This is a genomic window from Streptomyces sp. NPDC041970, assembly GCF_055588985.1.
Map to the genome: position 1 here is coordinate 1 of NZ_JBVJCD010000022.1, position 22,178 is coordinate 22,178.

The window sequence follows — 22,178 nt, forward strand, 5'->3', positions numbered from 1 at the left end:
CCCCCCCCCCCCCCCCCCCCCCCCCCCCCCCCCCCCCCCCCCCCCCCCCCCCCCCCCCCCCCCCCCCCCCCCCCCCCCCCCCCCCCCGGGCCCCGTCCGGACTCCAGGACGGCTCTAGCCCTCCGGGACATCGTGCTGATGTCAACACCGCCCCACCACACGAGAGGCCCCCGCCATGAGCCCGGTCGTCAGCAGCGATCTCTACGCCCAGGTGCAGCACTTCTACGCCCACCAGATGCAGGCACTGGACAACGGACGGTTCGAGGAGCACGCCGACACCTTCACCGAGGACGGCAGCTTCGCGCTGACCCCCGGCGAGGAGCCGGCGGTCGGCCGCGCGGCCATCCTGCGGGAGCTCCACGCCTTCGCCAAGCAGTTCGAGGGCAACCCCACCCAGTTGCGCCACTACTTCAACCAGTTGACGCTCGTCCCGCAGGACGACGGCAGCCTCACCTCCACCGTCTACGCCCTGATCGTGCAGACCCCCCGCGGCAAGCAGCCGGAGCTCGGGGTCAGCATCGTCATCCACGACGTCCTCGACGTGGCCGGCGAGGCGTTCCAGGTGCGGTCCCGCTCCGTCGCGTACGACCAGGCGGTCTGAGCCGCCGGCCGCCCGCACCGGCCCCGCCGCGGGGCCGGTGCGGGCGGCCGTGCGGGCGACGGCCGGAACGCGCGAAGCTCCTGGTGGAACGGGAGGCCCCGGAAGGGGCCCCGTTCCACCAGGAGCTTCGTCGCTTCGAGCGGGTCGCCGGCCGGAGCACGCGGACGGCGCGGGCTGAGGGCGTTCCCGCCAGGGACCGCGGGAGGGCCCTCAGGCGGTGAGCACATGCGGCGCGGAGCAGGGAGCGCCCAGAGGGGCCTCCATGGACGGGTCGTTCGCCAGCACGGCCTGGTGCAGCCGCTGCAACCGGGGCGACGGCTCCACCCCCAACTCCTCGATCAGCGACCGGCGCAGCGACTGGAAGACGTCCAGCGCGCGCCATGGATGGCCGGCCCGGTACAGGGCGGTCATCAACTGGGCGGAGAAGGTCTCGTGCAGCGGCTGGCGGCTGACGAGCATCCGCAGCTCCCCGATGATCTCCGCGTGCCGCCCCAGACCGAGGTCGGCGTCCAACCGCATCTCCAGGGCCCAGGCGCGCTCCTCCTGCATCCCGATGACCTCGGTGCTGAGCACCTCCCCGACCGGCACGTCGGAGAGGGCCGGGCCGCGCCACAGGTCCAGGGCGCTGCTCAGGTGCCCGGTCGCGGCCGCCATGTCGTTCTCCGCCAGCGCCCGCCCGCCGAGGCGGACCAGCCGCTGGAAGCTGTGCAGGTCGAGGGTGAACTCGTCCGGCGTCAGCCGGTAGCCGCCGTAGCAGGTCGTGAGGATGTCCTTGGCGCCGCGGCCGGACTCCTGCGCCCCGGCCTCGTTCAGCTTGCGGCGCAGTTGCAGGATGTACGTCTGGAGCGTCGTGGCGGCGCTGCGCGGCACGGCCGCGCCCCACACCTCGGCCATCAGCGTCTCGACTTGCACGACGCGGCCCGCCCGGATGGCGAGCAGCGAGAGGATCTGGCGGGGCTTGCCCGCGGTCGGCACTACGGATGTGTTGCGCATACGCGCTTCGAGCGGTCCGAGAACTCCGAATTCCATGGATCGAGCATCGCAGTCGGGCGGCGGGCCCAGCCAGTGACGCCGGCACGGGCGCACATGAAGATCTCACATGCGCCCGTGCCGCCGAGACCGCCCGTGCGCGGCTCAGCGGTTGACGAAGCTGAGCCCGACCTCGTCGTAGCGGGTGCCGGCGATCCGCTCGGGCGGGGCCGCGACCTCGATGGCGGCCAGGTCCTCGGGGGACAGCCGCACCGCGAGCGCCGCCGCGTTCTCCGCCAGGAACCGCTGCCGCCGGGTGCCGGGGATCGGGACGGTGTCCTCGCCCCGGTGCTGCACCCAGGCCAGGGCGAGCTGGCCCGCGCTGATGCCCTTCGCGTCGGCCAGGGCGGTCAGCGCCGCGACGACGGCCAGGTTCCGCTGGCGGTTGCCGTCCGCGAAACGGGGGTGGCCCCGCCGCACGTCGCTCGCGGCGAGCCCGTCCACGGACCGGTACCGGCCGGTGAGGAAGCCGCGCCCGAGCGGGGCGTACGGCACCAGGCCGATGCCGAGCTCCCGGCAGGCCGGTGCGATCTCCGCCTCCAGGTCGCGGGACCACAGCGACCACTCGCTCTGCAGGGCGGCGATCGGGTGCACCGCGTGCGCCCGCCGGATCGTCGCCGCGCCCGCCTCGGACAGGCCCAGGTGGCGGACCTTCCCGGCCCGCACCAGCTCGGCCATGGCGCCCACGGTCTCCTCGATGGGCACGTCGGGGTCCACCCGGTGCTGGTAGTACAGGTCGATGTGGTCGACCCCGAGCCGCCGCAGCGAGGCGTCGCAGGACTCCCGCACGTAGGCCGCGTCCCCGCGCACGCGGGTGGGCTCGCCCAGCCGGTTGGCGAAGCCGAACTTGGTGGCCAGCACCACCTCGTGGCGGCGCCCGGCGACGGCCCGCCCGATCAGCTCCTCGTTGTGCCCGGAGCCGTAGAAGTCGGCGGTGTCCCAGAACGTCACGCCCAGTTCGAGGGCGCGGTTCAGGGTGGCGAGGGACTCGGCGTCGTCCACGGCGCCGTAGCCGTGGCTCATGCCCATGCACCCCAGGCCCTGTGCGGACACCTCGAGTGCGCCCAGGCGCCGGGTGGGGACGGTGGTCATGGTGCTGCCTCCTGGGTTCGGAACCTGGATGGTGAACGATGGGCGCCCCCGCGACGGCACGGGAGCGCGCGGCGCGGCGGCCGCGTCACGGGGACGCCGCCGCCGCGCCGGAAGCACGCCGGATCAGCGTCCGAACGCGCGGGACGCGTACAGCGTCGCGGCCGGGTCGAAGGTCAACGCGATGTGCGTGGCGATGGAGTTGACGTCGCGCCAGGCGCGCTGCAACGGGCTGTCGGTGGTGTGGCCCGACGTCCCGGCGGTGGCGAACATCCGGTTGACGGCGTTCACCAGGTACTCGGTCGACAGCGCGTAGTCGCGCACGTTGCGCGCCGTCTCCTCGGGCGTGATCCGCCCGCCCTCGTCCGCCAGCCGCGCGGCCCGGTCCAGGAGCAGCCCGGCGGCGTCGATCTCCCCGGCGGCGCGGGTCAGGACCGTCTCGTACGTGCCGAGCGCCGGGCCGGGCACCCCCGGCCGTCCCGCGCCGCGCTCCAGCCGCTGCGCGGTGTCCGCGGTCCACAGCCGCAACGCCTCACGGGCCGCGCCGAGCGCGGTGGGCGCGCACGACAGCCCGTTGACCGCCTGGATCGGCACGGTGTGGCAGTCGGCCGACGACGCCACGGGCTGCCCGTCGAAGAGGCGCTGCCGCTCGATGCTGCGCCGGTCGGGGACGAACACCTCGTCGGCGACGAGGGTGTTGCTGCCGGTCCCGCGCATACCGGAACCCATCCAGGTGTCCTTGATCGCGTAGTCGCGGCGCGGGATCGCGAACAGGCGCATGGCCGGCGCCCCCGGGGAAGCGTCCCCGCTCCGGGGCACGACGGCCCCCAGCACGGCCCAGTCGGAGTGGTCGACCCCGCTGATGTACGCCCAGGAACCGGTGAGCAGCCAGCCGCCCGGCGCCGGCACGGCCCGCCCGACGGGGGAGAGGGAGCCGACCACGAAGGCGTCGGGCCCCTCGGCCCACACCTCCTCCTGCCCCTCCCGCGGCAGGAGCGCCGCCATCCGGGCCAGGCTCGACGCCACGGAGGCGCACCACGCGGTGGCGGCGCACCCCGCGGCCACCGCGGCGACGGCTTCGTTGAACTCCTCGAACGTCCCCTCCGTGCCGCCCAGGTGGGCCGGCACGAAGTGACGGGCGAACCCGGCCCGCAGTATCCCCTCGGCCACATCCGGAGTCAGCCGCCGCTGGTCCTCCGCGTCCAGGGCCCGATGGCGGGCCAGTTCGGCCAGTTCCGCCGACCGAGAGACGAGCCCGGTCCTCCGGGGAGTCTGGGTGAGCATCCTGCCTCCTTCTTGGTGCCGATGATCGGGCACCGACCCTGACGCACCCCGCTGGACGACGACTCGGGCGGGCCTGGAGTCGTCCGGGGGGAGGGGGCGGGGAGGGAAAGGGGGGAGGGCGAGAGGGCGATGCGTGGGGCCGGCGGCCGACCGGCCTTCCCGCTGCCCGCGGCCGGGGGCGCCGCCGAATGCCCTCCGACCGGCACAAAAAAGGCGCTGACCCGCATTTCTGCTGGCCAGCGCCTTCATGGCACTTCTCGCGAAGTGCCCCCGGCAGGATTCGAACCTGCGCACCCGGCTCCGGAGGCTGTCGCTCATTTGTTCGTTTCCCGCAGGTCAGTGGCATCTCTGACGCTACGTTAGCCACGCGATCCCGCGTATGTCCCATGAAATATGGATGCCCTTTTTAATGCCATATGGGAATGAATATGCTGTAGCGGCCGGACGGTGTGACGTGATGCATGCCACGCCGCTTCGGCGAGTGGGGGGTGGGTGGAGGCGGCGGATGCATGGCTTCAATCGAACGACCGGACGGCTGGTAGTGAACACGGGAGGCGGGAACTGGCGCGGCGGCCGAGGTGGTCACGCGGGCCGCCGGTGCCGGCTGTCGCTCCTTCCGCAGGGGGCGTGACAGCTGTCGCCAAGGTGACGATTGGGCTGAGTGAGGTCGCAGCCGGTGGGGCTGGTCGGCATGCGGTTGAATCCGTGAGGGTTTGCTCTTGATGGATGGCTTGGTTACGGCCAATTTTTGCTTAGTGCGGCTTGTTTCTATCCTTGCTCGCCGCTCCTTGTTGAAGCGATCGCCTCTCTCGTGAATCCTGAAAGGCTTTGTCGAGTCAAGGTCAGGGGGATAGGTGTCCTTCAACTCTCCACTCCGTGCGAACAACCCGGAGGCGGTGCATCGCACACGCCAGCTAATCGAATATATGCGCGAAATCGTCCGGGGGTCGCACAAGCCGGTGCGTGACTGGCGAAAGTACCCGGAGGTCCTCTGGCTTTCTGGGCTGCCGGACGACAGGCTCCGGCGGCACCCGGACGGCGATCGGACGTTGCTCAAGGTGACACACCGCCCGGCACGCCCGGCTCCTGTTTTGCCCGAGGTGCTAGTGGGGTGGGTCGATTCCGAGGCCGCCGTCGCCGCGACGCCCGATTCGCCGCCGCTGGCCGACTCGGGACCGGGGCAGGGCTGGCAGGAAGACGAGAATGGAGACCTGGTCGAGGTCTCCGAGATCCGCCGGGACGAAGCACACGACGTGTTGCGCGCCTACACGCGATGGCTTGAGGCGTGGCGGAAGTGGTCGGAGAAAGAGCGTGCCGACCGGCCATACCGGGAACTCCACCAGCAGCTGTACCGAATGGCGACCAGGATTCAGCAGGACGGCGAGGAATACGAGGCGGTGCTAGGCGTCGGCTTCCTGACCGTTGGGGCCGCACGCCCTTCTGCCCGTGTCGCCCGGCACATCCTGACGGCGCCGCTGACGCTCGCCGTAAATTCCACGGATATGTCCATCACCGTCGCCCTCGCACCTGGCGATCCCGCACGGCTGGAGGACGGAGAGTTCCTTGACGCGGACACGGGCTACAGCGCCCGTCTGTTGAGCCCGCTGCGAGACCGTGTCGACGCAGAGGGTTTTCATCCGCTGTCCCGTGACTGCCAGGACGTGCTAGGTGACTGGTCGGAGCGGGCGTTCGGGACTGATCGAGCGGTCGCACTCCACCATGGTTGGAGCCGACCGCCCGCCGACCCGATGCTGCCGGTGCCCACGCTCGGGTTCGCGCCGGCGATCATTCTCCGTCAGCGGGGCCAGGGCGCCCTGGTGAACTTCTACGACGGCATCGCGAGCCGCCTCGCCCAGCCCGGCGCTGTCGCTCCGCTGGGCCTCGCTCAGTTGCTGTACCAGTTGGAAGCGGAGGACCGCAGGGCGTGGGGCACAACGGGGGGCCGCGACGTACCGCCTGCCCTCGGCCCCGACCCGCTGTTCCCACTGCTGTCGAACGAAGCCCAGCTGGAAGTTCTGAGGCGCCTCCAGACCGACACTGGCGTCGTCGTTCAGGGACCGCCGGGTACGGGAAAGACGCACACCATCGCCAACCTTGTGTGCGCACTGCTAGCCGACGGCAAGCGAGTGCTCGTGACAAGCGAGAAGGGCCAGGCGATTAAGGTCCTGCGGCAGCAACTGCCCGCCGAGCTTCGCAGCCTGTGTGTCCTCCAAGGCGACCGGCGTCAGGACGGCAGCGGCGATCTGGAGCAGTCCGTGCGCGCGCTCTCCCAGCTCAGTGCCACCCAGTCGACGGAACGTCTCGGAAAGAGGATCCAGGACTATGAGGCGTTGCGCTCGGAACTGTCCGACACCCGAGCGCGGCTCCGTGACGAACTCCGCGTCGTTCGCGAGGCGGAGTGGTACGAACACCTCGACGTCGCACCCGGGTATCAGGGACGGCTTGCGGAGATAGTGGAGGCTGTCGCGGCCGGGGCACCGCAGTACGACTGGATGCCGGCCCTGCCCACCTCGGCGCCACGAGAACCTTCGCTGGGCCAGGACGAGGCCCTGCGCCTACTGGGCCTGGTGTCCCGTCACGGTGCCGGGGTGCTAGCCGAGCATGCCGCCCGTTGCCCGGACCCCGCGGACTTCGTCGCACCTGTGCTGTTCGAAGAGGCAGTCCATGCCTTGGACATCGCCATGCGTTCTTGCGCCGAGGCCCAGTCGGATCCGCTCGCTTTCGAACTCGCCGACCAGGGGCGAGGTCTGATCACGACGCTGGTGGAACTCCTGGACTCGGCGGAACACGCGCTCCAAAGTGAGGGTCTGCCGGGTGAGCCCGCCGCTTGGGCGCCCGAAGCGTGGACCACTCATGCCCTGCGGGACGGAATGGCCGGTCAACGCCAGCAGCTCTGGGACAATGTGCGCCGGTCAGCCGCGCGTGCCGAGGAGGTGCAGAGCGTGCTTCGGCACGCGCCCTTCTCCGAGCTCGATGTGCCGGCCGTATCGCTTGCCGAGGAATCGCGTCTCATAGCCGCCGGGAGGGATCTCGAACAGTTCCTGCGCGACGGCGGAAAGCTGCGCAGGCTGGCTCCGAAGGCGGTGCAGAAGGAAGCTCAGGTTCTCCTGCGGGATTGCCGAGTGGACGGCCGGCCGCCCACGACTCCAGGCGAGATCTCCGCGCTGGTGGCTCACCTGGCGGCACGCCAGTGCGTCCGGCAGCTGAATGAGCGCTGGCAGAGCGTCGGTGTGCCCGCAGCCAAGGGCTCCACGGAGGTGGCGCTGTCGGAGCTGCTGGACCGGACGCCGACGCTCCGTGCGGTGGACGGGTTCGCCCACTCCGTGCGCACGCTGCACGATGTGCTGCTCAAGGCCCGGATCAAGGCCACGGTGCGGACGGCACAGCAGTGGGACGACGTCCGCATGTCAGCGATCCGTGCGGAACGGCTGCTCCGTGCCCGCGAAGCGGAGGAGAGGCTGCGGTCCATCGCGGAGCAGCTGCCGCGGCCCGACACTCACGGAGTGGCCGAACTGGCGGAGGTGCACAGGGCGGTCACCGCCCGTGATCCGCAGGCGTATACGTCAGCGATCGACTCCCTGACCCAGGCGTTCCACCGTGAAGCCGATCGCCGGGAGGCCCGCAAACTCCTGGACCGGCTGTCCGAGGACCATCCCGAACTGGCCCGGTGCTTCGCGGAGTCCCCGACCGAGGCGGCTTGGGAAACCCGCCTCGTGGACCTGAACGGAGCCTGGGCATGGCGGCGAGCGCGTACCTTCCAGGACACGAAGTTGGTGCCTGGAAGGGAAGCCAAACTGGAAAGGGAACTGGAAGCCGTCGAGGCACAGCTGAGGGACACCGTGACGCAACTGGCGGCCGGCCGGGCACTCTACCACTGCCTTGACCGGATGACGGCCGGACAGAAGCAGGCGCTGAGCGCCTACGCGTCAGCCACGGCGAACGCCGGAAGGGGGATGACGGCGCTCGGCAGGCGACACCTGAAGGCCGCTCGTTCCGCGATGCGTGACGCGCGTGCCGCGGTCCCGGCATGGATCATGCCGATCAAGCAGGTGGCCGAAATGATCGACCCCGAGCCGGACGCCTTCGACGTCGTCATCGTGGACGAGGCGAGTCAGGTCGGTCTGGACGGCTTGATGCTGTTGTGGCTCGCTCCGAGGATCATCGTCGTGGGCGACAACAAGCAGTGTGTCCCCTTCTACACAGGCGGCAAGCACGAGCGGTTCAACGAACTCCTCGACTCGCTCCTGCCCCATCTCACCGACTGGCAGCGAGACGGGCTCAGCCCCAAGTCCAACCTCTACGACCTGCTGTCCGCGCGCTTCAGCGAGACGATTCGGCTCACCGAGCACTTCCGGTGCATGCCGGAGATCATCAAGTGGTCCTCCGCCCAGTTCTATCCCGACAACGAACTCGTGCCGCTGCGACAGTACGGAGCGGACCGGCTGCGGCCCCTCGAAGTCGTCCACGTCCATGAAGGTCACTGCGAGGGACGGCGGGAGACTCTGGTGAATCGGCCCGAGGCCGAACGCATCGTTGCCAAACTGGCGGAACTCGCGCAGGACGAGGCGTACGCGAAACGGAGTCTCGGCGTCATCGTTCTCCGTTCCGGTCACCAGACAAGGCTGTTGGAGAACCTCATCGACACGCGGATCGACTCCGCGATCCGGGAACGGCACAACATACGCGTTGGCACGGCCGAACAGTTCCAGGGCGACGAACGGGACGTCATCCTGCTCTCGCTAGTCATCGACGCCGACAACGCCCGGGCCCTGACCGGCCAGGGCGACGGCCGGCGGTTCAACGTGGCCGCCAGCAGGGCCCGAGACCAGATGTGGCTGTTCACCTCCGTCACACCCGACCAGTTGCGCAGCCGGGACCTGCGTCACTCCCTGCTCACCTACATGCAGGCGCCGCCGGAGCTCCAGGGCACCTCGCCCAGCCTTTCCGCCGTCTCGCCAGATGAGCGGTGCGAACCGTTCGAATCTCTGTTTGAGCAGCGAGTCTTCCGAAGGATCAAGGAACGCGGCTACCACGTCGTCCCTCAATGGAAGGTCACTGGCAAGCGCATCGACCTCGTCGTCGTCGGAGAGACAGGCCGCCTCGCCGTGGAGTGTGACGGCAGCCCGTACCACTCCACCCTTGACCAGATCCGCGACGACGCCGAGCGGGCCCGGGAACTGCGCCGGGCTGGCTGGCAGTTCTGGCGCGTCCGCAGCAGCGAGTTTGCCCTGTCTCCGGAGGGCTCGCTGGCTCCGTTGTGGAAGCGCCTCGACGCTCTGGGCATCCGGCCCGGAGTCACCGAGGAGGGCCAGGGCGACTCACGGAGCACCTGGGCCCCGGTCGACATGGACGACATCGATTTCACCTCCGACGAACTCGACGCCTTGCAGGGCGAGGACATGTCGGTCTCTCTTGAAGGAGTCTGACGTGAGTGAGCCCTTCGACGACAGCACGCTGACCGAGATCGCCCACCTCATCTGCGGGGACGAGACGCCACTCCTCTATCGGAAGGGATACGAGATCGCCGCATTCTTCGAGCGGGCGGGCTGGGACGACGTCCCGGAGTACGACGGCACACCGAGGCACAAGTGGACCCTGGATCTCCTCAAGGAGCGACAGGAAGACGGCACCAACGATGCCGAGCGAGCCGTCCTTCGCCTGGCGAATCGTCTCGAGTACTACAACCAGCAGCGGGAGTATCACGCCACTCTGGAGAGGCTGAGCGAGGTTCTCGTACTCGACGGACGCCGGATCGATCACGCGGAGGGTCAGCCGCTCCTCGTCCCGTGCGAAGCCGGTTTCGGGGCCGACACGCGGCAGCTGCTACGTGTCGAGCTGAAGGTCTCCGTGACAGAAGTGGTGAGCGACCCGGAGCTCGCCTCGACCGTGCAACTCCGGCTTGACGAGGCGCGCACCTGTTATGAGCACGGCGCCTACACGTCAGCGGTGATCATGCTAGGCAGCCTGCTGGAAGGTGTTCTGGTGCACGCCGCCGAGGCCCGCGCCAGCGTTACGCGCTTGCCGAAGCCGCTGCGGGACATGGGCCTGAAAGATCTCGTGGACTTCGCACACCGAAACAAGTGGATCGAGCACGATGCCAAGCTGGCCTCGGAACTCGTCCGGTACTACAGGAACCTCGTCCATCCCCTCGCAGAGAAACGGACGGGGCACAGCCCGAACCGAGACACGGTCGACATGTGCTGGCCGGTGGTGAACGCCACCCTGAACGATCTCGCGGCCACGGCTGGAGCGCACCCTGCTCCATCTTCTCCCCGTGCGTCAACAGATCGAGGTCGTGAACCCACAGACCCCGTGCGACGTCCCACTCCAGCTACCGTGGCCCGTCGCCAGCCGGGCGTGAGGACGCCAACGGGAGATTCGGCCAGGGGCAAACCTTGATGACGGTGACTCGTTCGTTGCACAGAGTGGCGAGGGCCTCGGGGGCGGAGGTGACGAAGGGGGGCCGACCCCGGGGCGGCCAAGGCGGTGGCTGCGAGCATGGCGCCGACGGGTATTCGTGATTGCAGAAAGTGACAGTGTAGGGAGCAGTATCCGGAGAATCCCCGGTTGGGGAAAACGGGGATCTTCGGCTATATTCCGGCCTCGCTCAGGCGCTCGCCTCAGGCGAGTTTGAAGTGACGCGGCTCAGGGATCAGAGAGGGCTTCTTCGGCGGACAGGCAGGATACTCAGGGCCATGACGGTGCCGTCCTCGTGGAACGAGATCGGCCCGTTCCATTTCTTGGCCTCTTCGGCGCTGGGCAGGGCGGAGCGGAACTCGTAGGCCGCGCGCCGGTATTCCTCCACGTGCCCTTCGCTGATGAGCCCGTACAGGTCCGCGTCCATTCCGGAGAATGCCTCGATGCGGACGGTCTCCATGCGGAAGACGTGGTCGGTGCCGACGAATTTCCTGCCGCCGACCGTGATCTCGGCGTCGTGTGAGCTGGAGGTGACGGCGAAGGTGGGCACGTCGTAGTGCTCGCGGCCTTGGTGTTTAGTGAGGTACTGGGCTGTCTTCTTGCCTCCGCCGGCGAAGGCGGTCAGCCCGGCGGCGCCGGTGCGGGCCAGGAGCTGACCGAACCAGGAGAGGTCGTTCTCGCCGACCTGGAATCCGTCGACGTTCCGAGCCCGTCGGCCCTCGTGGGCCGGGATGCGGATGGCATTGGGGTAGGGGATACCCGACTTGCCGTCGATCTCCACATCGGCGTTCCCAGGTGCTCCCGGTATACGGAGAGGAAGCCGGGCTTCGCCGGGGGACTGCAGGGTGTTGACGACGACCCCGCCCTGCCCCATGAGCTCGGTGGACAGCATCAGGCACGGTGTCGAGTTCCACTCGCCGATCTGCATGCCCTCGGCCAGCTCTGTTCCCTTGACCAGTTGCTGGATCGTGGTGCTGCGGGTGAGGCCGGACCGTTTGGACGGCTTCTGGTGGTTGCCCCGGCAGACCACGAACGTGACTTTCGACGGCTCACCGGGCTTCCACGCCTCGATGATGAAGTCGGGCCGGGGACGTGACCCCTTGTCCCGCTGCGCGCCGCCGAGGGCCCACCCGGCCCGCAGGATCGTGCTCGTGTCCACGACCGAGACGATGTGATCCGGATACCGCTCCCGCACGATGCGCTCGGCGGCGGCGAGGCCGAAGCCGACCGCCAGCTCCCGGGCCTGCATGGACTTGTACCAGCGCTCGGCGGTGCGGCCCTTGTCGGTGAGGTCCATGCTGCCGGCTCTGTTGCCGTGCAGCGCCTCGCAGTACTTCAGGCTCAGCCAGTGCTCCGCGAGTCCTCGCCCCATGCCCTGGCCTGCCAGTACGTACCCGCGGGCGACAGTGTGCAGCACCTGCCAGGGGGTCAGGCCGAGAGAGCCGCCGACGTCGGCCTTGGCGATGGGACGCACGTTGGGCTTCCTCCGGACCGCCCCCTGGCCCTTCTCCCTGCGCTTTTTGTCGAGGGCCGCTGCCGCGGAGTCGACATGGGCGACGAGGTCTGCAGTCGACGTGAGGTGAACGTTCTGCGTGCGGCTGAGTGAGTTCAGGATCTGTCGAGCGGTTCTTGCCATGCATCCCCCACGGTGTCCGCGTGCCCTGGCCGACCGGGACGGTAGTCGGGTGTGTGAGGGCGCACGCAAGTACGCATGGTGTGTCATCGTGCGGATCTGGCCATGGCGGCTGTCGGGCATCGGCGGCACCGGACACCTCCATCAGGTACCGGCCTTTCTGTTCGTCAACTCTGCGTGACCCGGGTGGCCTCGTTCAGGTGGATGTCCGAATGCTCGTGCCGGGAAGTCATGCCTGTGCCGATCAGGAGGAGGGGACATGGACTCGAACGTGCGCAGCCTCGGGGCCGCGCCGTATTACGCGGTACCGCTCCACGGTGAAGCGCGGTGGGACGGGAGCAGCGCCGTCGCGGAGATGGCGGGTGAGTTCGGTGCGCAGCTGGTGCGGGCCATCCAGGCGGGCCTGGCGCAGGGCCCCAGCACCGCCCGGGAACCGCAGAGACTGTCCCAGCTGACCTGGTACGCCTTCGCGACCGAGTACGCCCGGGCCCACTGGCCCGGCCGGGCGGCCAAGACCCGCGACGAGGTCAGCGACGCGCTGACCGCCGTCACGCTGGCGATGTGCTGGGACCGGCGCGGCAGACCCACCGAGCAGGTGCTGCGCCGGGCCCTGCGCCACTGGGCCTTCGTCATGCCCAGGCAGGGCGACCCTATGCCGTCACCGCAGGACCGGCTGGCCCTACAACGGGTGGCCAAAGCGTCCCGGCCCTTGATCGACCTGTACGACCCGGTCCTGGCTCGCGACGTGCTGGAGTCGCTGCGCCGCAAACAGGACGGCGGCGAGGCGGCCGTGGAGACGATGCGCCGCAAACGCAAAGTCCTCGTACACGCCCTGGGGTACGCCATGGAGCGGGGCGAGTTGGGCAGCAACCCGCTGGAGCGTGCCCAAACCGGCTGTTTCCGTAGCCCCGCGAGTCGTCGCCAACCCGAGCCAGGCCCGGGATCTGCTGACGGCCATCTCCTAGGTCGGCGGATACCGGCGGGCCCGCAGACGCCGATTGGTAGGACTGTTCGCGGGCATGTACTACGCCGGTCTACGCCCCGAAGAAGCTGTTGCGGTGACGCTGTCGGACTGCCGCCTGCCGAGCAGTGGCTGGGGCCGGCTGGTCCTGCACCGCACCCTGCCGCAGGCCGGGAAACGGTGGACCGACACGGGCCTGAACCACGACGAGCGCGGCCTGAAGAACCGCCGCCCCGGCGACACGCGGGTGGTGCCGCTCCCGCCTCACCTCGTCGCAATGTGGCGCGAGAGCGTCACCACCTTCGGCACGGCCGACGACGGTCGGCTGTTCTTCAGCGAACGCGGCAACATCCTCAGCTACACCGCCTATCACCACGTCTGGCGCGAAGCCCGCGCCCTGGCCCTGCCACCCGCCCTCGCGGCCACCCCACTCGCCAAACGCCCCCTACGACCTGCGCCACTCCGCTCTGTCGACCTGGCTGTGCGCCGGGGCGGATCCGGCCGAGGTCGCCCAACGCGCCGGCAACAGCGTCGAAGTCCTCCTCACCCGCTACGCGAAGTGCCTCTACGACCGCCAGTCCATCAACAATCAGCGTATCGAGGAGCTGCTGTACGCCTACGATCCGCCGGTCGATCCGGAGGAGTAGGCCGTTGCCGGCCTGGGCAAGGTCACCAGCCGAGCTCCATCTGGACGGGGAGTCCGTCGGTGATCTCGGGCCGCGCCTCCGGCGCGATCTCCACCGGGACGCCGAGCTGAGTGGCAATGGGGGTGTACAGGTCGGTGGAAACCTCCGAGGTTCGCAGGGAGACCAGCAGGGCGTAGCTGACGGGCAGGCCGATCCGGTCCTTACGCTTGTTGGCCTTCCACCAGCCGCCGACGGGGTAGACGGCGAGCATGCCGCAGTCGGCGAGTTCGGCGGCGGAGCCGCGCCAGATGTCGGCGTGCAGGGAGCCGAGGTTGCGGAACCGCGGGCCGACCAGCCAGTGGCCGTCGGACTCGAACGCCTTGGGGTTGCCGGTTCCGTCGGTTTCGTGTTCTGCCTGTTCGGCCAGGCGGCTCTGGAAGGCGTCGGCGGACTCGGTGGAGCCTTTGACGGCGAAGCGCAGGCCGTGCGAGGCGTAGCTGTAGCGGCCGAGCATGCCGCGCCGGCCGGGTTTCGGCTCGAACATATAGGCGAGGGTCACGCGCAGGTCGACGGTGGTCTCGGCCAGGTCGCGCAGCTGTTCCAGTGGCCAGGGCAGTTGGTGCAGTTTCAGTTCGGCCAAGCGGAGCTGGCCGTTCTTGCCCTGCTTCAGCGGCATCAGGGTGTTCTGGATGATCATCGTGACGGCGTTGGACGCGCTGCTGCGGATGCGGTCGGCGGTGGGAACTCCCCAGCCGTAGCGGCGGATCACCTGCCGCATGAGATCGCCCTTGGCGAGCTTGGGGGTACCGGTCTTCTTGAACAGGCCGGGCTCGACCATCGCCGGGGTCCACTGGGCCTCGTGGACGAGCAGGGCGCGGACGGTCTCCGCGCGCAGTCCCGGGTAGGTGCTCATGGCCGTGGCGGCCAGGGCCGCTGCCTGAGCGGTCGCGGCGCTGGTGGCGTTGGCCCAGGCGAGCTGACGCGCGGCGTCGTGGTGGGTCGTCGGCACGCTCACCAGCTCGTGCGCGTCCAGCAAGCTGTCGTCGGGGGCGACGAGGAGGTTGCCGCCTTCCAGGACGATGTCGGGCTTGGTGATGGCCGGGTTGGTCAGGGCCACCGAGGTCCGGCTAAACGGGGACAGGCCGCCCGGAGCAACCAGGGGCCTGAAGCCCCGGAAAGGAGGGAGGTCGGGGACTGTGTCCAGGTGGGTGCAGGCGCCGACGGTCAGCACGTTGTGTGCCTGGGCGGGCTCCTCGATCCGGGAGAGGTCGCAGAGCAGCAAGGGGTCGAGCCGGCCGGTGTCGTCGCGCATCTGGTGCGGGACGTGTCCGCGGATGTTGCCGGCGCTGACGATGATCAGCCGCGACGCCTGCGGGTCCGGTGCGCCGATCAGATCGATACGGTCCTCGCGTACGGCCACGGTCGTTCCGGCTGCCAGGGCGTCCAGGGTGGCCGACCACAGGGTCGCTGTGCCGTCGACACCGTTCTCGCCTTCGCCCGAGTGCCGGGTGACGGCCATGGAGAAGACCCGGCTCGAGGGTGCGGGGCCGCCGTTGCCGATCTCGGTGGTCGCCACGGCGTTCGCGGTCGTCTCGGCCAAGGTCCGCGGAGTCTTGACCGGTGCAAGACCGTCGTCGAGGATTTTCACGGACTCGAGGCCGTGGCTGAGGACCACAGGGCCTTGTACTTCCAGGGCGGCGGCGAGATCGCCGAACAGGGCGAGTCCGGCCATCTGCGTCCCGTGCCCGTTGCGGTCGCCCGGGGTGCTGCCGGGCAGCACGCTGTAGGCGCGCTCGTGCAGCGCCGGCTTCAGCAGCGGGTGCTCCTGCGCTATCCCCGTGTCCAGGACGCATACGGCGGGTGCGTGCGGGTCGGCGGGCTTGACGCGCTGGGCGAGGTCCTCGGCGAGGCGCACCCGGAAAGAGCGGTCGACTGCGTAGAGGCCCTCGGCGAACGTCGGCGTGCGGATCTCGACAGGGCAGGTATTCGTGCCCAGCAGGGCCGTCAAGTCGTTGCCGGTTGCCGAGACGTGCGCGACGATGCGTTCGCCCACGTGGATGGCACGGTCGCTCATCCGCCACCGCCATGCCTCCGCCAGGGCGCGCAGAGCGGCCACCGGATCTGTCGGCGAGATCCGGGGATCGAACCACAGCTCCCACCACCGCTCGTCGGCCAGCGGCGGCAGCGCGTGCCGCTCCTGCCAGAGGTGCTGCAGCAGTGCCCGCCGGATGTGCTCCATATTGGCCACGAGTGCGGCCTGCTGGGGGTTGCCGTCTTCGGTATCCAGGGTGAAGGCGGAGATCCGCTGTGTGAAAGAGGCGACCTTGTCGAACGGGACCCACACCAGCGCATCCTGTGACCTGTCGTCGGTCTGCGGATGGCTGCTCATCAAGGTCAGGCCGGAGCCGTCCAGACGGTCCAGCTGCATGGGATGGTCACGCGCCGCCTCGATCCGCACCGCGAAACCGTCGGGCTGGAAGCCGTCGGGCGCCTCCTGGGCGAGCCGGGCCGACTCCCGTTCGGCCGTTTCCAGACCGTCCACTAAAGCAGCGGCGTGCCCGCTGCGGTCCTCACGGCGGACCAGCTTCGTACCGCCTCCGCCGGAGGGCTCGGAACGCGGTGTCAGGGTGGCGGCCCGCCAGGGCACCATCAGGTGCGGCGTGGACCGTGCGGGGGTGGAAGGCTCAGGCATGACGGGAGGCGTGCCGTTCGGTCAGCGCCTCCAGCAGCAGCGGTTCGTCCACCACGTCCTGGTCGGCGAGGATGGCCCGCTTGGCTGCGGCTTCCGCCGCCTTGACCAGCTCGGCATGGCTCAAACCGGATGCACTGTCTGTCACAGCGTCCCACCGTACTGTGCTCGTATCCATTCCGGCTAGGCGCCGGCGCATGACCTGAACCGCCTGTTCGGGAGTAGGGGGGCCGTAGGTGGCGACCATGTCGAAACGGCGGAACAGCGCCCGGTCCAGCAGTTGGTGGTGATTGGTGCCGGCCACCACGAGGCTCTCGGAGGGCGCCTCGTCCAGGAACAGCAGGAACGAGTTGAGGATCCTGCGGGCCTCTCCGACGTCATTACCTGCCGCGCGTTCAGCCCCGAGCGCGTCGAACTCGTCGAACAGATACACCGCCCGCGTCTGGGCCACCGCGTCGAAGACCAGACGCAGCTTCGCCGCCGTCTCGCCCATGAACCGGCTGATCAGACCGTCCAGGCGGATGGTGAACAACGGCAGCTTCAGCTCGCCGGCCAGGGCCGCGGCGGTCATGCTCTTGCCCGTACCAGGGGGTCCTGACAGCAGGATCCGGTGTACCGGAGTGAAGCCGAAACGCTCCAGCCGGGCACGCTGACGCTGCTCGTGCAGCACCCGGTCCAGGGAGGCACGCAACCCGGCGTCCAGCGTCATGTCGTCTAGCTGAATATCGGGATATCCGGCCGTCAACAGGCTGGAGAGCTCACCGCGGGGCTGCACCACCGGTGTCGCGGCACGCCGTTTGCTCACCTGTCCCTGTTTTTGCCGTGCTGCCTCCACGAGCTCCCGCAGGTCCACAGCGAACTTCCCCTGCCCTTGCCGGGCGGACTTCGCCGCCACCTGCAGAGCCACGCTGTAGAAGAGATCGTCATCGGCCTCGGCATGTGCACGCACCAGCGCCTTCAGGTGCTCGGCGTTCGCTGCCATCGCCTGTCACCTTCCCGATGCCGACCGCTGATGTACGAGTGTGCTCGGTGGTCTGATACCCGGGGGCCGTGGAGGCACCCGCGCCTGCATCGTACGGCCCGCCAGGACCGGCCGCCGCCCGGATGGGCAGGGCCAGCGAGGCCGGCAGGAACGCTCCCCGAAGATGGTGTGCAGCAGATGTGGCGGCGGCCTGGCTGTGCGACCGCCCTCGGGACCTGGCCCGGTTGCGAAGCAAGGGCCGATCGTCGTGGATGTGCTGTCCTGCCGCATGGCAGCGCAGGCGTGCGGGCCGCCGCAGGGACAGGGCAGGGCAGGGTGCGGTCGAGAGCCGATAGGCGCCGGGCGGACCGCTGCGTGGGCCGGTGGCCCGCATGGATTTCAGGTGGGGTGGTTCCTCTGCCTCTGCCAGGCTGTCACAGGGTGACGATGGAGACGTTCTTGTCTGCCCGGGTCCAGCGCATCGGTGAGCCGGGCGAGTACGGAGACGTCGCCGCTCATCTGGATGCCGGTGGCGGCGAGCTGTTCCGGGGCCAGGCCGAGGGCCGGCAGCGCGCGCCCCGTCGTCGTGATCGTGGCATCGGCGTCACCGGACGAAGCCGCCGCACTGTAGGTCAGTACTCCGTTAGCCAGGCGCAGCCGGAAACGGGCGTCGGTGTCGGTGAGGACGATGTCGATGGACAGGTTCTCGTCCCACGCCTTGAGGCGGTCGATCTGGATGGCGAGGGCGTCGGAGAGCATCTGCGGGGTGAGCTGGCTCATGACGTCGGGGGCGGGCGTCTCGGTCAGTGTTCCGAACCGGCCTCGCGCAGTTCGGTGGCCGCAGAGAGGAAGAAGGAGCGCCAGGTGCCGTTCTCCGCCCCGTAGTCGACACGCTCGCCAGCCTTGTCCGTCATGTCCGCCCCGGCGGTGACCACGGGGCGCGGTGGGAGCCGTCCGACTCGCGCCGCACGGGCCGTGTCTGGGCGGCAAACCAGGCACCGGGCGCCTGGCACTCGGCCGCCCCTTCGCGTCGCATCGCCCTGCAGACTTCCGGGGATCAGGGAGCCAGGATCCCGAGGCGGGCGCCAGGACAGGCAGCAGGTGAAGACTGGCGTGGGTGACGCGGCCTGCCGGTCCGCAGACAGGTACCGCGAAGAGCGGAGGCGCCATGGGAGGCGGAGCCCTCCATGAATGGCGTAAATGATCCGACATCGGGCTAGGGCAACGACCCACTGGATCACTTGCGTTTTGATGCGCGGTCGACCGCGTTCGCTCAGGTCGCAGCCGGTGTGTGAGGGAAACGGCACCACTCAGTCGTACGTTCCGTCACATCATTTGGTTTTTGATGGCGGGTGGATTCGCCGGACCTCGGAGGGGTGCCTGACCTGCAGGAACGAGTAGCGAGAGGGGTGGTGCTCGAATCGCAGACCCCGCGGGTCAGGGAAACAGTAATGGCCGACGGGCCGTTTGCGTTTTGACATGTACGAGAAAGGGCCTGACCGGCGTTTCCGCTGGTCAGGCCCTCTTTCCGGAAGTGCCCCCGGCAGGATTCGAACCTGCGCACCCGGCTCCGGAGGCCGATGCTCTATCCCCTGAGCTACGGGGGCGTGTCGCTGTCGTGCTCTGCGACGGGTGAAACACTACCAGCTCCCGCGGGGTGCCCGTGAACAGGTATTCCGCGCCGCCGCTCCGCCCCTCCCGGCCACCGGGAGGCCGCCCGGACCGGTGCCCCGGCGGTCCCCCCGAGGCGCCGCCACCCCTCCGGGGCGGAAGTGGACAAAACCCGTACGCGGCCGCTCGGGCACCCCTACTCTCGAAGGGTGTCAGGGGCGTACGGCCGCGTGCTCGTTGTCGACGACAACAGGGTCATCCGGCAGTTGATCAGGGTCAACCTCGAGCTGGAGGGCTTCGAGGTCGTGACCGCGGCCGATGGTGCCGAATGCCTGGAGCTGGTCCACCAGGTCCGCCCCGACGCGGTCACCCTGGACGTCGTGATGCCCCGCCTCGACGGGCTGGAGACCGCCACCCGGCTGCGCGCCGACCCCCGCACCCGCGGCCTGCCCATCGCCGTCGTCAGCGCCTGCACGCCGTGCGAGGTCGACGCGGGCGTGGCGGCCGGCGTCGACGCGTTCCTGGCCAAGCCGTTCGAGCCGAGCGAGCTGGTGCGGATCGTGCGCCGGCTGGTGACCGGCGCGCCCCGGCCCCCGGTGGACGGGCGGCGCGGGGCGGCCGGGCGGGCGGGGAGCGCCGCCGGCTGACCGGATGGCGAAACGCGGTCGCGGAGCGCCCCCCGCTCTCCCCTACGCTTGTCCTGTGACCCCCGCCGACCTCTCCCGGACCGTGCTGTGCGCCGTGCGCCGCGCGGTCGACGAGGGCGCGTTGCGCGCGCCCGTGCCCGCGCGCGTGCGGGTGGAGCGGACGCGGCCCGGCGGCAGCGGGGAGTACGCCTGCGCCGTCGCGCTCCAACTGGCCGGGCCGGCCGGCCGGCCCGCCCTGGACGTCGCCCGCGTCCTGCGGGACCGGGTCGCCGCCGAGCCCGGCGTGGCACGGGTGGAGATCACCGGACCGGGGTTCCTCAGCCTCACCCTCGACGCCCCCGCCCGCGGCGACCGCGCACTCCTCGACGCCGTACGGGAACAGGGCCCGGCGTACGGGCACGGGGACGCGCTCGGGGCGGAGGTCCACCAGCTCCACCACGCCCACGAGGTGCGCGCCGCGGTCACCGCCCACGCCGTGCGCCGGCTCCTGGCGGCCCAGGGCGCTCGGGTCCGGACCAGTTGCGCGCACGCCCCCGACCCGGACTGGGCCCGCCTCGGCGTCACCGTCGACGCCCACGGGCGGCCGCCCTCCCCGCTCACCGGCATCCGCCCCGTCCCCGCCGGGGCCACTGCCGCGGAGCTGCTGGAGCGGCTCGGCCCCGACGCGGCCCGCTGGGGGCTGCTGCGCCCCGCCGCGCACGACCGCGCGCCCCTCGGCGCCGACCTGCTCGTCCAGGGCGAGGCCAACGCGCTCTTCCGCGTCCGGTACGCCCACGCGCGCGCCCGCGCCCTCACGCGCGGGGCCGCCGCCCTCGGCTTCACGGCCGCCCCGGCCCCGTCCGGGCGCCCGTCCCCGTACGGCGAAGGCGCCGCCCGCCGCCTCCTCGACCTGGTCGCCGACCACCCCGGCGTCCTGCTCGCCGCGGCTCGCCACCGTGCGCCCGACCGGGTCGCCCGGCACCTGGAAGCCGTCGCCCAGGCGTTCTTCGACTTCCACGACGCCTGTCCGCCGCTCCCCGTCGGCGACGAGAAACCCTCGGCCGCCCACCGTGCCCGGCTGGCCCTCGCCGAAGCCGCCGGGACGGTGCTGGCAGGCGGCCTGTCCCTGCTCGGCGTCCGCGCGCCCGAACATCTCTGACGAGATCCGAGAAGACCCGAGAGAACACCACGATGAGCCGCTCCGCACACCCCGCCGGTCCCCGCCACGCCGACGTCCTGACCGAGGGGCACTACTCCGCCCCCGCCGCCGACCTCAACGCGCTGGACGAGAAGGTCTGGTCCCGCACCGTCACCCGCGACGCCGACGGCGGCCTCACCGTGGGCGGGATCGCCGTCGCGCGGCTCGCGGAGGAGTTCGGCACCCCCGCCTACTTCCTCGACGAGGCCGACTTCCGCGCCCGGTGCCGGGCCTGGGCGGACGCCTTCGGGCCGGACGCCGACGTCTTCTACGCCGGAAAGGCCTTCCTCTCGCGCGCCGTCGTGCGCTGGCTCAAGGAGGAGGGGCTCAACCTCGACGTCTGCTCCGGCGGCGAGCTGACCACGGCCCTCGACGCCGGGATGCCCCCCGAGCGCATCGCCTTCCACGGCAACAACAAGACCGCCGCCGAGATCGAGCGGGCCGTCGAGGCCGGCGTCGGGCGCATCGTGCTCGACTCGTTCCAGGAGATCGTCCGCGTCGCCCACACCGCCCAGCGGCTCGGCCGGCGCCAGCGCGTCCAGATCCGCGTCACCGTGGGCGTCGAGGCGCACACCCACGAGTTCATCGCCACCGCGCACGAGGACCAGAAGTTCGGGATCGCGCTGGCCGACGGGCAGGCCGCCGAGGCGGTGCGCCGCGCGCTCACCCTCGACGGCCTCGAACTCATCGGCATCCACTCGCACATCGGCTCGCAGATCTTCGACATGGCCGGCTTCGAGGTCTCCGCCCGGCGCGTGGTCCAGCTCCTCGCCGAGATCCGCGACGAGCACGGCGTCGAACTGCCCGAGATCGACCTCGGCGGCGGCCTCGGCATCGCCTACACCTCCGAGGACGACCCCCGCGAGCCGCACGAGATCGCCGCGTCGCTCACCGACATCGTCACCCGCGAGTGCGACGCCGCGAGCCTGCGCACCCCCCGCATCTCCGTGGAGCCGGGCCGCGCCATCGTCGGCCCCACCGCCTTCACGCTGTACGAGGTCGGCACCATCAAGCCGCTGGAGGGGCTGCGGACCTACGTCAGCGTCGACGGCGGCATGTCGGACAACATCCGCACCGCGCTGTACGACGCCGAGTACAGCGTCGCGCTCGTCTCGCGCACCTCGGACGCCGAACCCATGCTCGTCCGGGTCGTCGGCAAGCACTGCGAGAGCGGCGACATCGTCGTCAAGGACGCCTTCCTCCCCGCCGACCTCGCCCCCGGCGACCTGATCGCGGTCCCCGCCACCGGCGCGTACTGCCGTTCCATGGCGAGCAACTACAACCACGCCCTGCGCCCCCCGGTCGTCGCCGTCCGGGACGGTGAGGCCCGTGTCATCGTCCGGCGCGAGACGGAGGAGGATCTTCTGCGCCTCGATGTCGGCTGATGAAATTGTCATCTCAGAATCCGGACGAGTGGCAGAATCGCCCGTCCGGTGAGTGAGACTGGTCCCCA

Annotated in this window: 13 protein-coding genes and 1 tRNA gene; 6 read left to right on the plus strand and 8 right to left on the minus strand. The window is 70.2% G+C overall.

Features of this window, described 5'->3' with window-relative positions:
- Positions 1 to 175 precede the first annotated feature (175 nt).
- Positions 176 to 601, plus strand: a complete 426-nt coding sequence (locus ACZ6EJ_RS13640) for a nuclear transport factor 2 family protein (RefSeq protein ID WP_469267026.1) — start codon at positions 176 to 178, stop codon at positions 599 to 601.
- A 210-nt stretch (positions 602 to 811) separates the two neighbouring features.
- Here the strand turns inward: ACZ6EJ_RS13640 and ACZ6EJ_RS13645 are convergent, their stop codons facing one another.
- From ACZ6EJ_RS13645 to ACZ6EJ_RS13655, 3 genes are all read right to left on the minus strand, one after another.
- The gene (locus ACZ6EJ_RS13645; RefSeq protein WP_469267027.1) at positions 812 to 1,630 is read right to left on the minus strand and encodes an AfsR/SARP family transcriptional regulator; all 819 of its coding nucleotides are present in this window, start codon (positions 1,628 to 1,630) and stop codon (positions 812 to 814) included.
- 105 nt (positions 1,631 to 1,735) lie between these two features.
- On the minus strand, positions 1,736 to 2,722 hold the full coding sequence (locus ACZ6EJ_RS13650; protein WP_469267028.1) for an aldo/keto reductase: 987 nt from the start codon (positions 2,720 to 2,722) through the stop codon (positions 1,736 to 1,738).
- A gap of 123 nt (positions 2,723 to 2,845) precedes the next feature.
- Positions 2,846 to 4,003 (minus strand): acyl-CoA dehydrogenase family protein, encoded by a 1,158-nt coding sequence (locus ACZ6EJ_RS13655; protein ID WP_469267029.1) that lies wholly within the window; start codon positions 4,001 to 4,003, stop codon positions 2,846 to 2,848.
- An 854-nt stretch (positions 4,004 to 4,857) separates the two neighbouring features.
- Here ACZ6EJ_RS13655 and ACZ6EJ_RS13660 point away from each other — a divergent pair.
- Positions 4,858 to 9,429 (plus strand): AAA domain-containing protein, encoded by a 4,572-nt coding sequence (locus ACZ6EJ_RS13660; RefSeq protein ID WP_469267033.1) that lies wholly within the window; start codon positions 4,858 to 4,860, stop codon positions 9,427 to 9,429.
- A 1-nt stretch (position 9,430) separates the two neighbouring features.
- Positions 9,431 to 10,402 carry a hypothetical protein gene (locus ACZ6EJ_RS13665; protein WP_469267034.1) on the plus strand — a complete coding sequence of 324 codons (972 nt, stop codon included), beginning with the start codon at positions 9,431 to 9,433 and terminating at the stop codon, positions 10,400 to 10,402.
- Between the two features lie 253 nt (positions 10,403 to 10,655).
- Here the strand turns inward: ACZ6EJ_RS13665 and ACZ6EJ_RS13670 are convergent, their stop codons facing one another.
- The 5 genes from ACZ6EJ_RS13670 to ACZ6EJ_RS13690 all read right to left on the minus strand — a co-directional run bounded on the left by ACZ6EJ_RS13670 (position 10,656) and on the right by ACZ6EJ_RS13690 (position 18,897).
- The gene (locus tag ACZ6EJ_RS13670) at positions 10,656 to 11,894 is read right to left on the minus strand and encodes a hypothetical protein (protein WP_469267035.1); all 1,239 of its coding nucleotides are present in this window, start codon (positions 11,892 to 11,894) and stop codon (positions 10,656 to 10,658) included.
- Positions 11,895 to 13,683: 1,789 nt separating this feature from the next.
- Positions 13,684 to 16,182 carry a S8 family peptidase gene (locus ACZ6EJ_RS13675; protein ID WP_469267037.1) on the minus strand — a complete coding sequence of 833 codons (2,499 nt, stop codon included), beginning with the start codon at positions 16,180 to 16,182 and terminating at the stop codon, positions 13,684 to 13,686.
- Between the two features lie 142 nt (positions 16,183 to 16,324).
- The gene (locus ACZ6EJ_RS13680) at positions 16,325 to 17,311 is read right to left on the minus strand and encodes an AAA family ATPase (protein WP_469267038.1); all 987 of its coding nucleotides are present in this window, start codon (positions 17,309 to 17,311) and stop codon (positions 16,325 to 16,327) included.
- Positions 17,312 to 17,689: 378 nt separating this feature from the next.
- A complete protein-coding gene (locus ACZ6EJ_RS13685) occupies positions 17,690 to 18,097 on the minus strand; it encodes an alkyl sulfatase C-terminal domain-containing protein (protein WP_469267123.1) in 408 nt (135 codons plus the stop codon).
- Positions 18,098 to 18,825: 728 nt separating this feature from the next.
- A tRNA-Arg gene (locus ACZ6EJ_RS13690) sits at positions 18,826 to 18,897 on the minus strand.
- Between the two features lie 213 nt (positions 18,898 to 19,110).
- Here ACZ6EJ_RS13690 and ACZ6EJ_RS13695 point away from each other — a divergent pair.
- The 3 genes from ACZ6EJ_RS13695 to lysA are packed head-to-tail and all read left to right on the plus strand — an operon-like array spanning position 19,111 to position 22,110.
- Positions 19,111 to 19,548, plus strand: a complete 438-nt coding sequence (locus tag ACZ6EJ_RS13695; RefSeq protein WP_469267039.1) for a response regulator — start codon at positions 19,111 to 19,113, stop codon at positions 19,546 to 19,548.
- A gap of 55 nt (positions 19,549 to 19,603) precedes the next feature.
- A complete protein-coding gene (gene nrtL / locus ACZ6EJ_RS13700) occupies positions 19,604 to 20,686 on the plus strand; it encodes an ArgS-related anticodon-binding protein NrtL (RefSeq protein WP_469267040.1) in 1,083 nt (360 codons plus the stop codon).
- 32 nt (positions 20,687 to 20,718) lie between these two features.
- The gene (lysA, locus tag ACZ6EJ_RS13705) at positions 20,719 to 22,110 is read left to right on the plus strand and encodes a diaminopimelate decarboxylase (protein ID WP_469267042.1); all 1,392 of its coding nucleotides are present in this window, start codon (positions 20,719 to 20,721) and stop codon (positions 22,108 to 22,110) included.
- Positions 22,111 to 22,178 lie beyond the last annotated feature (68 nt).

Bases quoted from the DNA above. Each gene is read 5' to 3' on its own strand.
- ACZ6EJ_RS13655 (WP_469267029.1), bottom strand. From the start codon at position 4,003: ATGCTCACCCAGACTCCCCGGAGGACCGGGCTCGTCTCTCGGTCGGCG.
- ACZ6EJ_RS13680 (WP_469267038.1), bottom strand. From the start codon at position 17,311: ATGGCAGCGAACGCCGAGCACCTGAAGGCGCTGGTGCGTGCACATGCC.
- ACZ6EJ_RS13650 (WP_469267028.1), bottom strand. From the start codon at position 2,722: ATGACCACCGTCCCCACCCGGCGCCTGGGCGCACTCGAGGTGTCCGCA.
- ACZ6EJ_RS13645 (WP_469267027.1), bottom strand. From the start codon at position 1,630: ATGGAATTCGGAGTTCTCGGACCGCTCGAAGCGCGTATGCGCAACACA.
- lysA (WP_469267042.1), top strand. From the start codon at position 20,719: ATGAGCCGCTCCGCACACCCCGCCGGTCCCCGCCACGCCGACGTCCTG.
- ACZ6EJ_RS13640 (WP_469267026.1), top strand. From the start codon at position 176: ATGAGCCCGGTCGTCAGCAGCGATCTCTACGCCCAGGTGCAGCACTTC.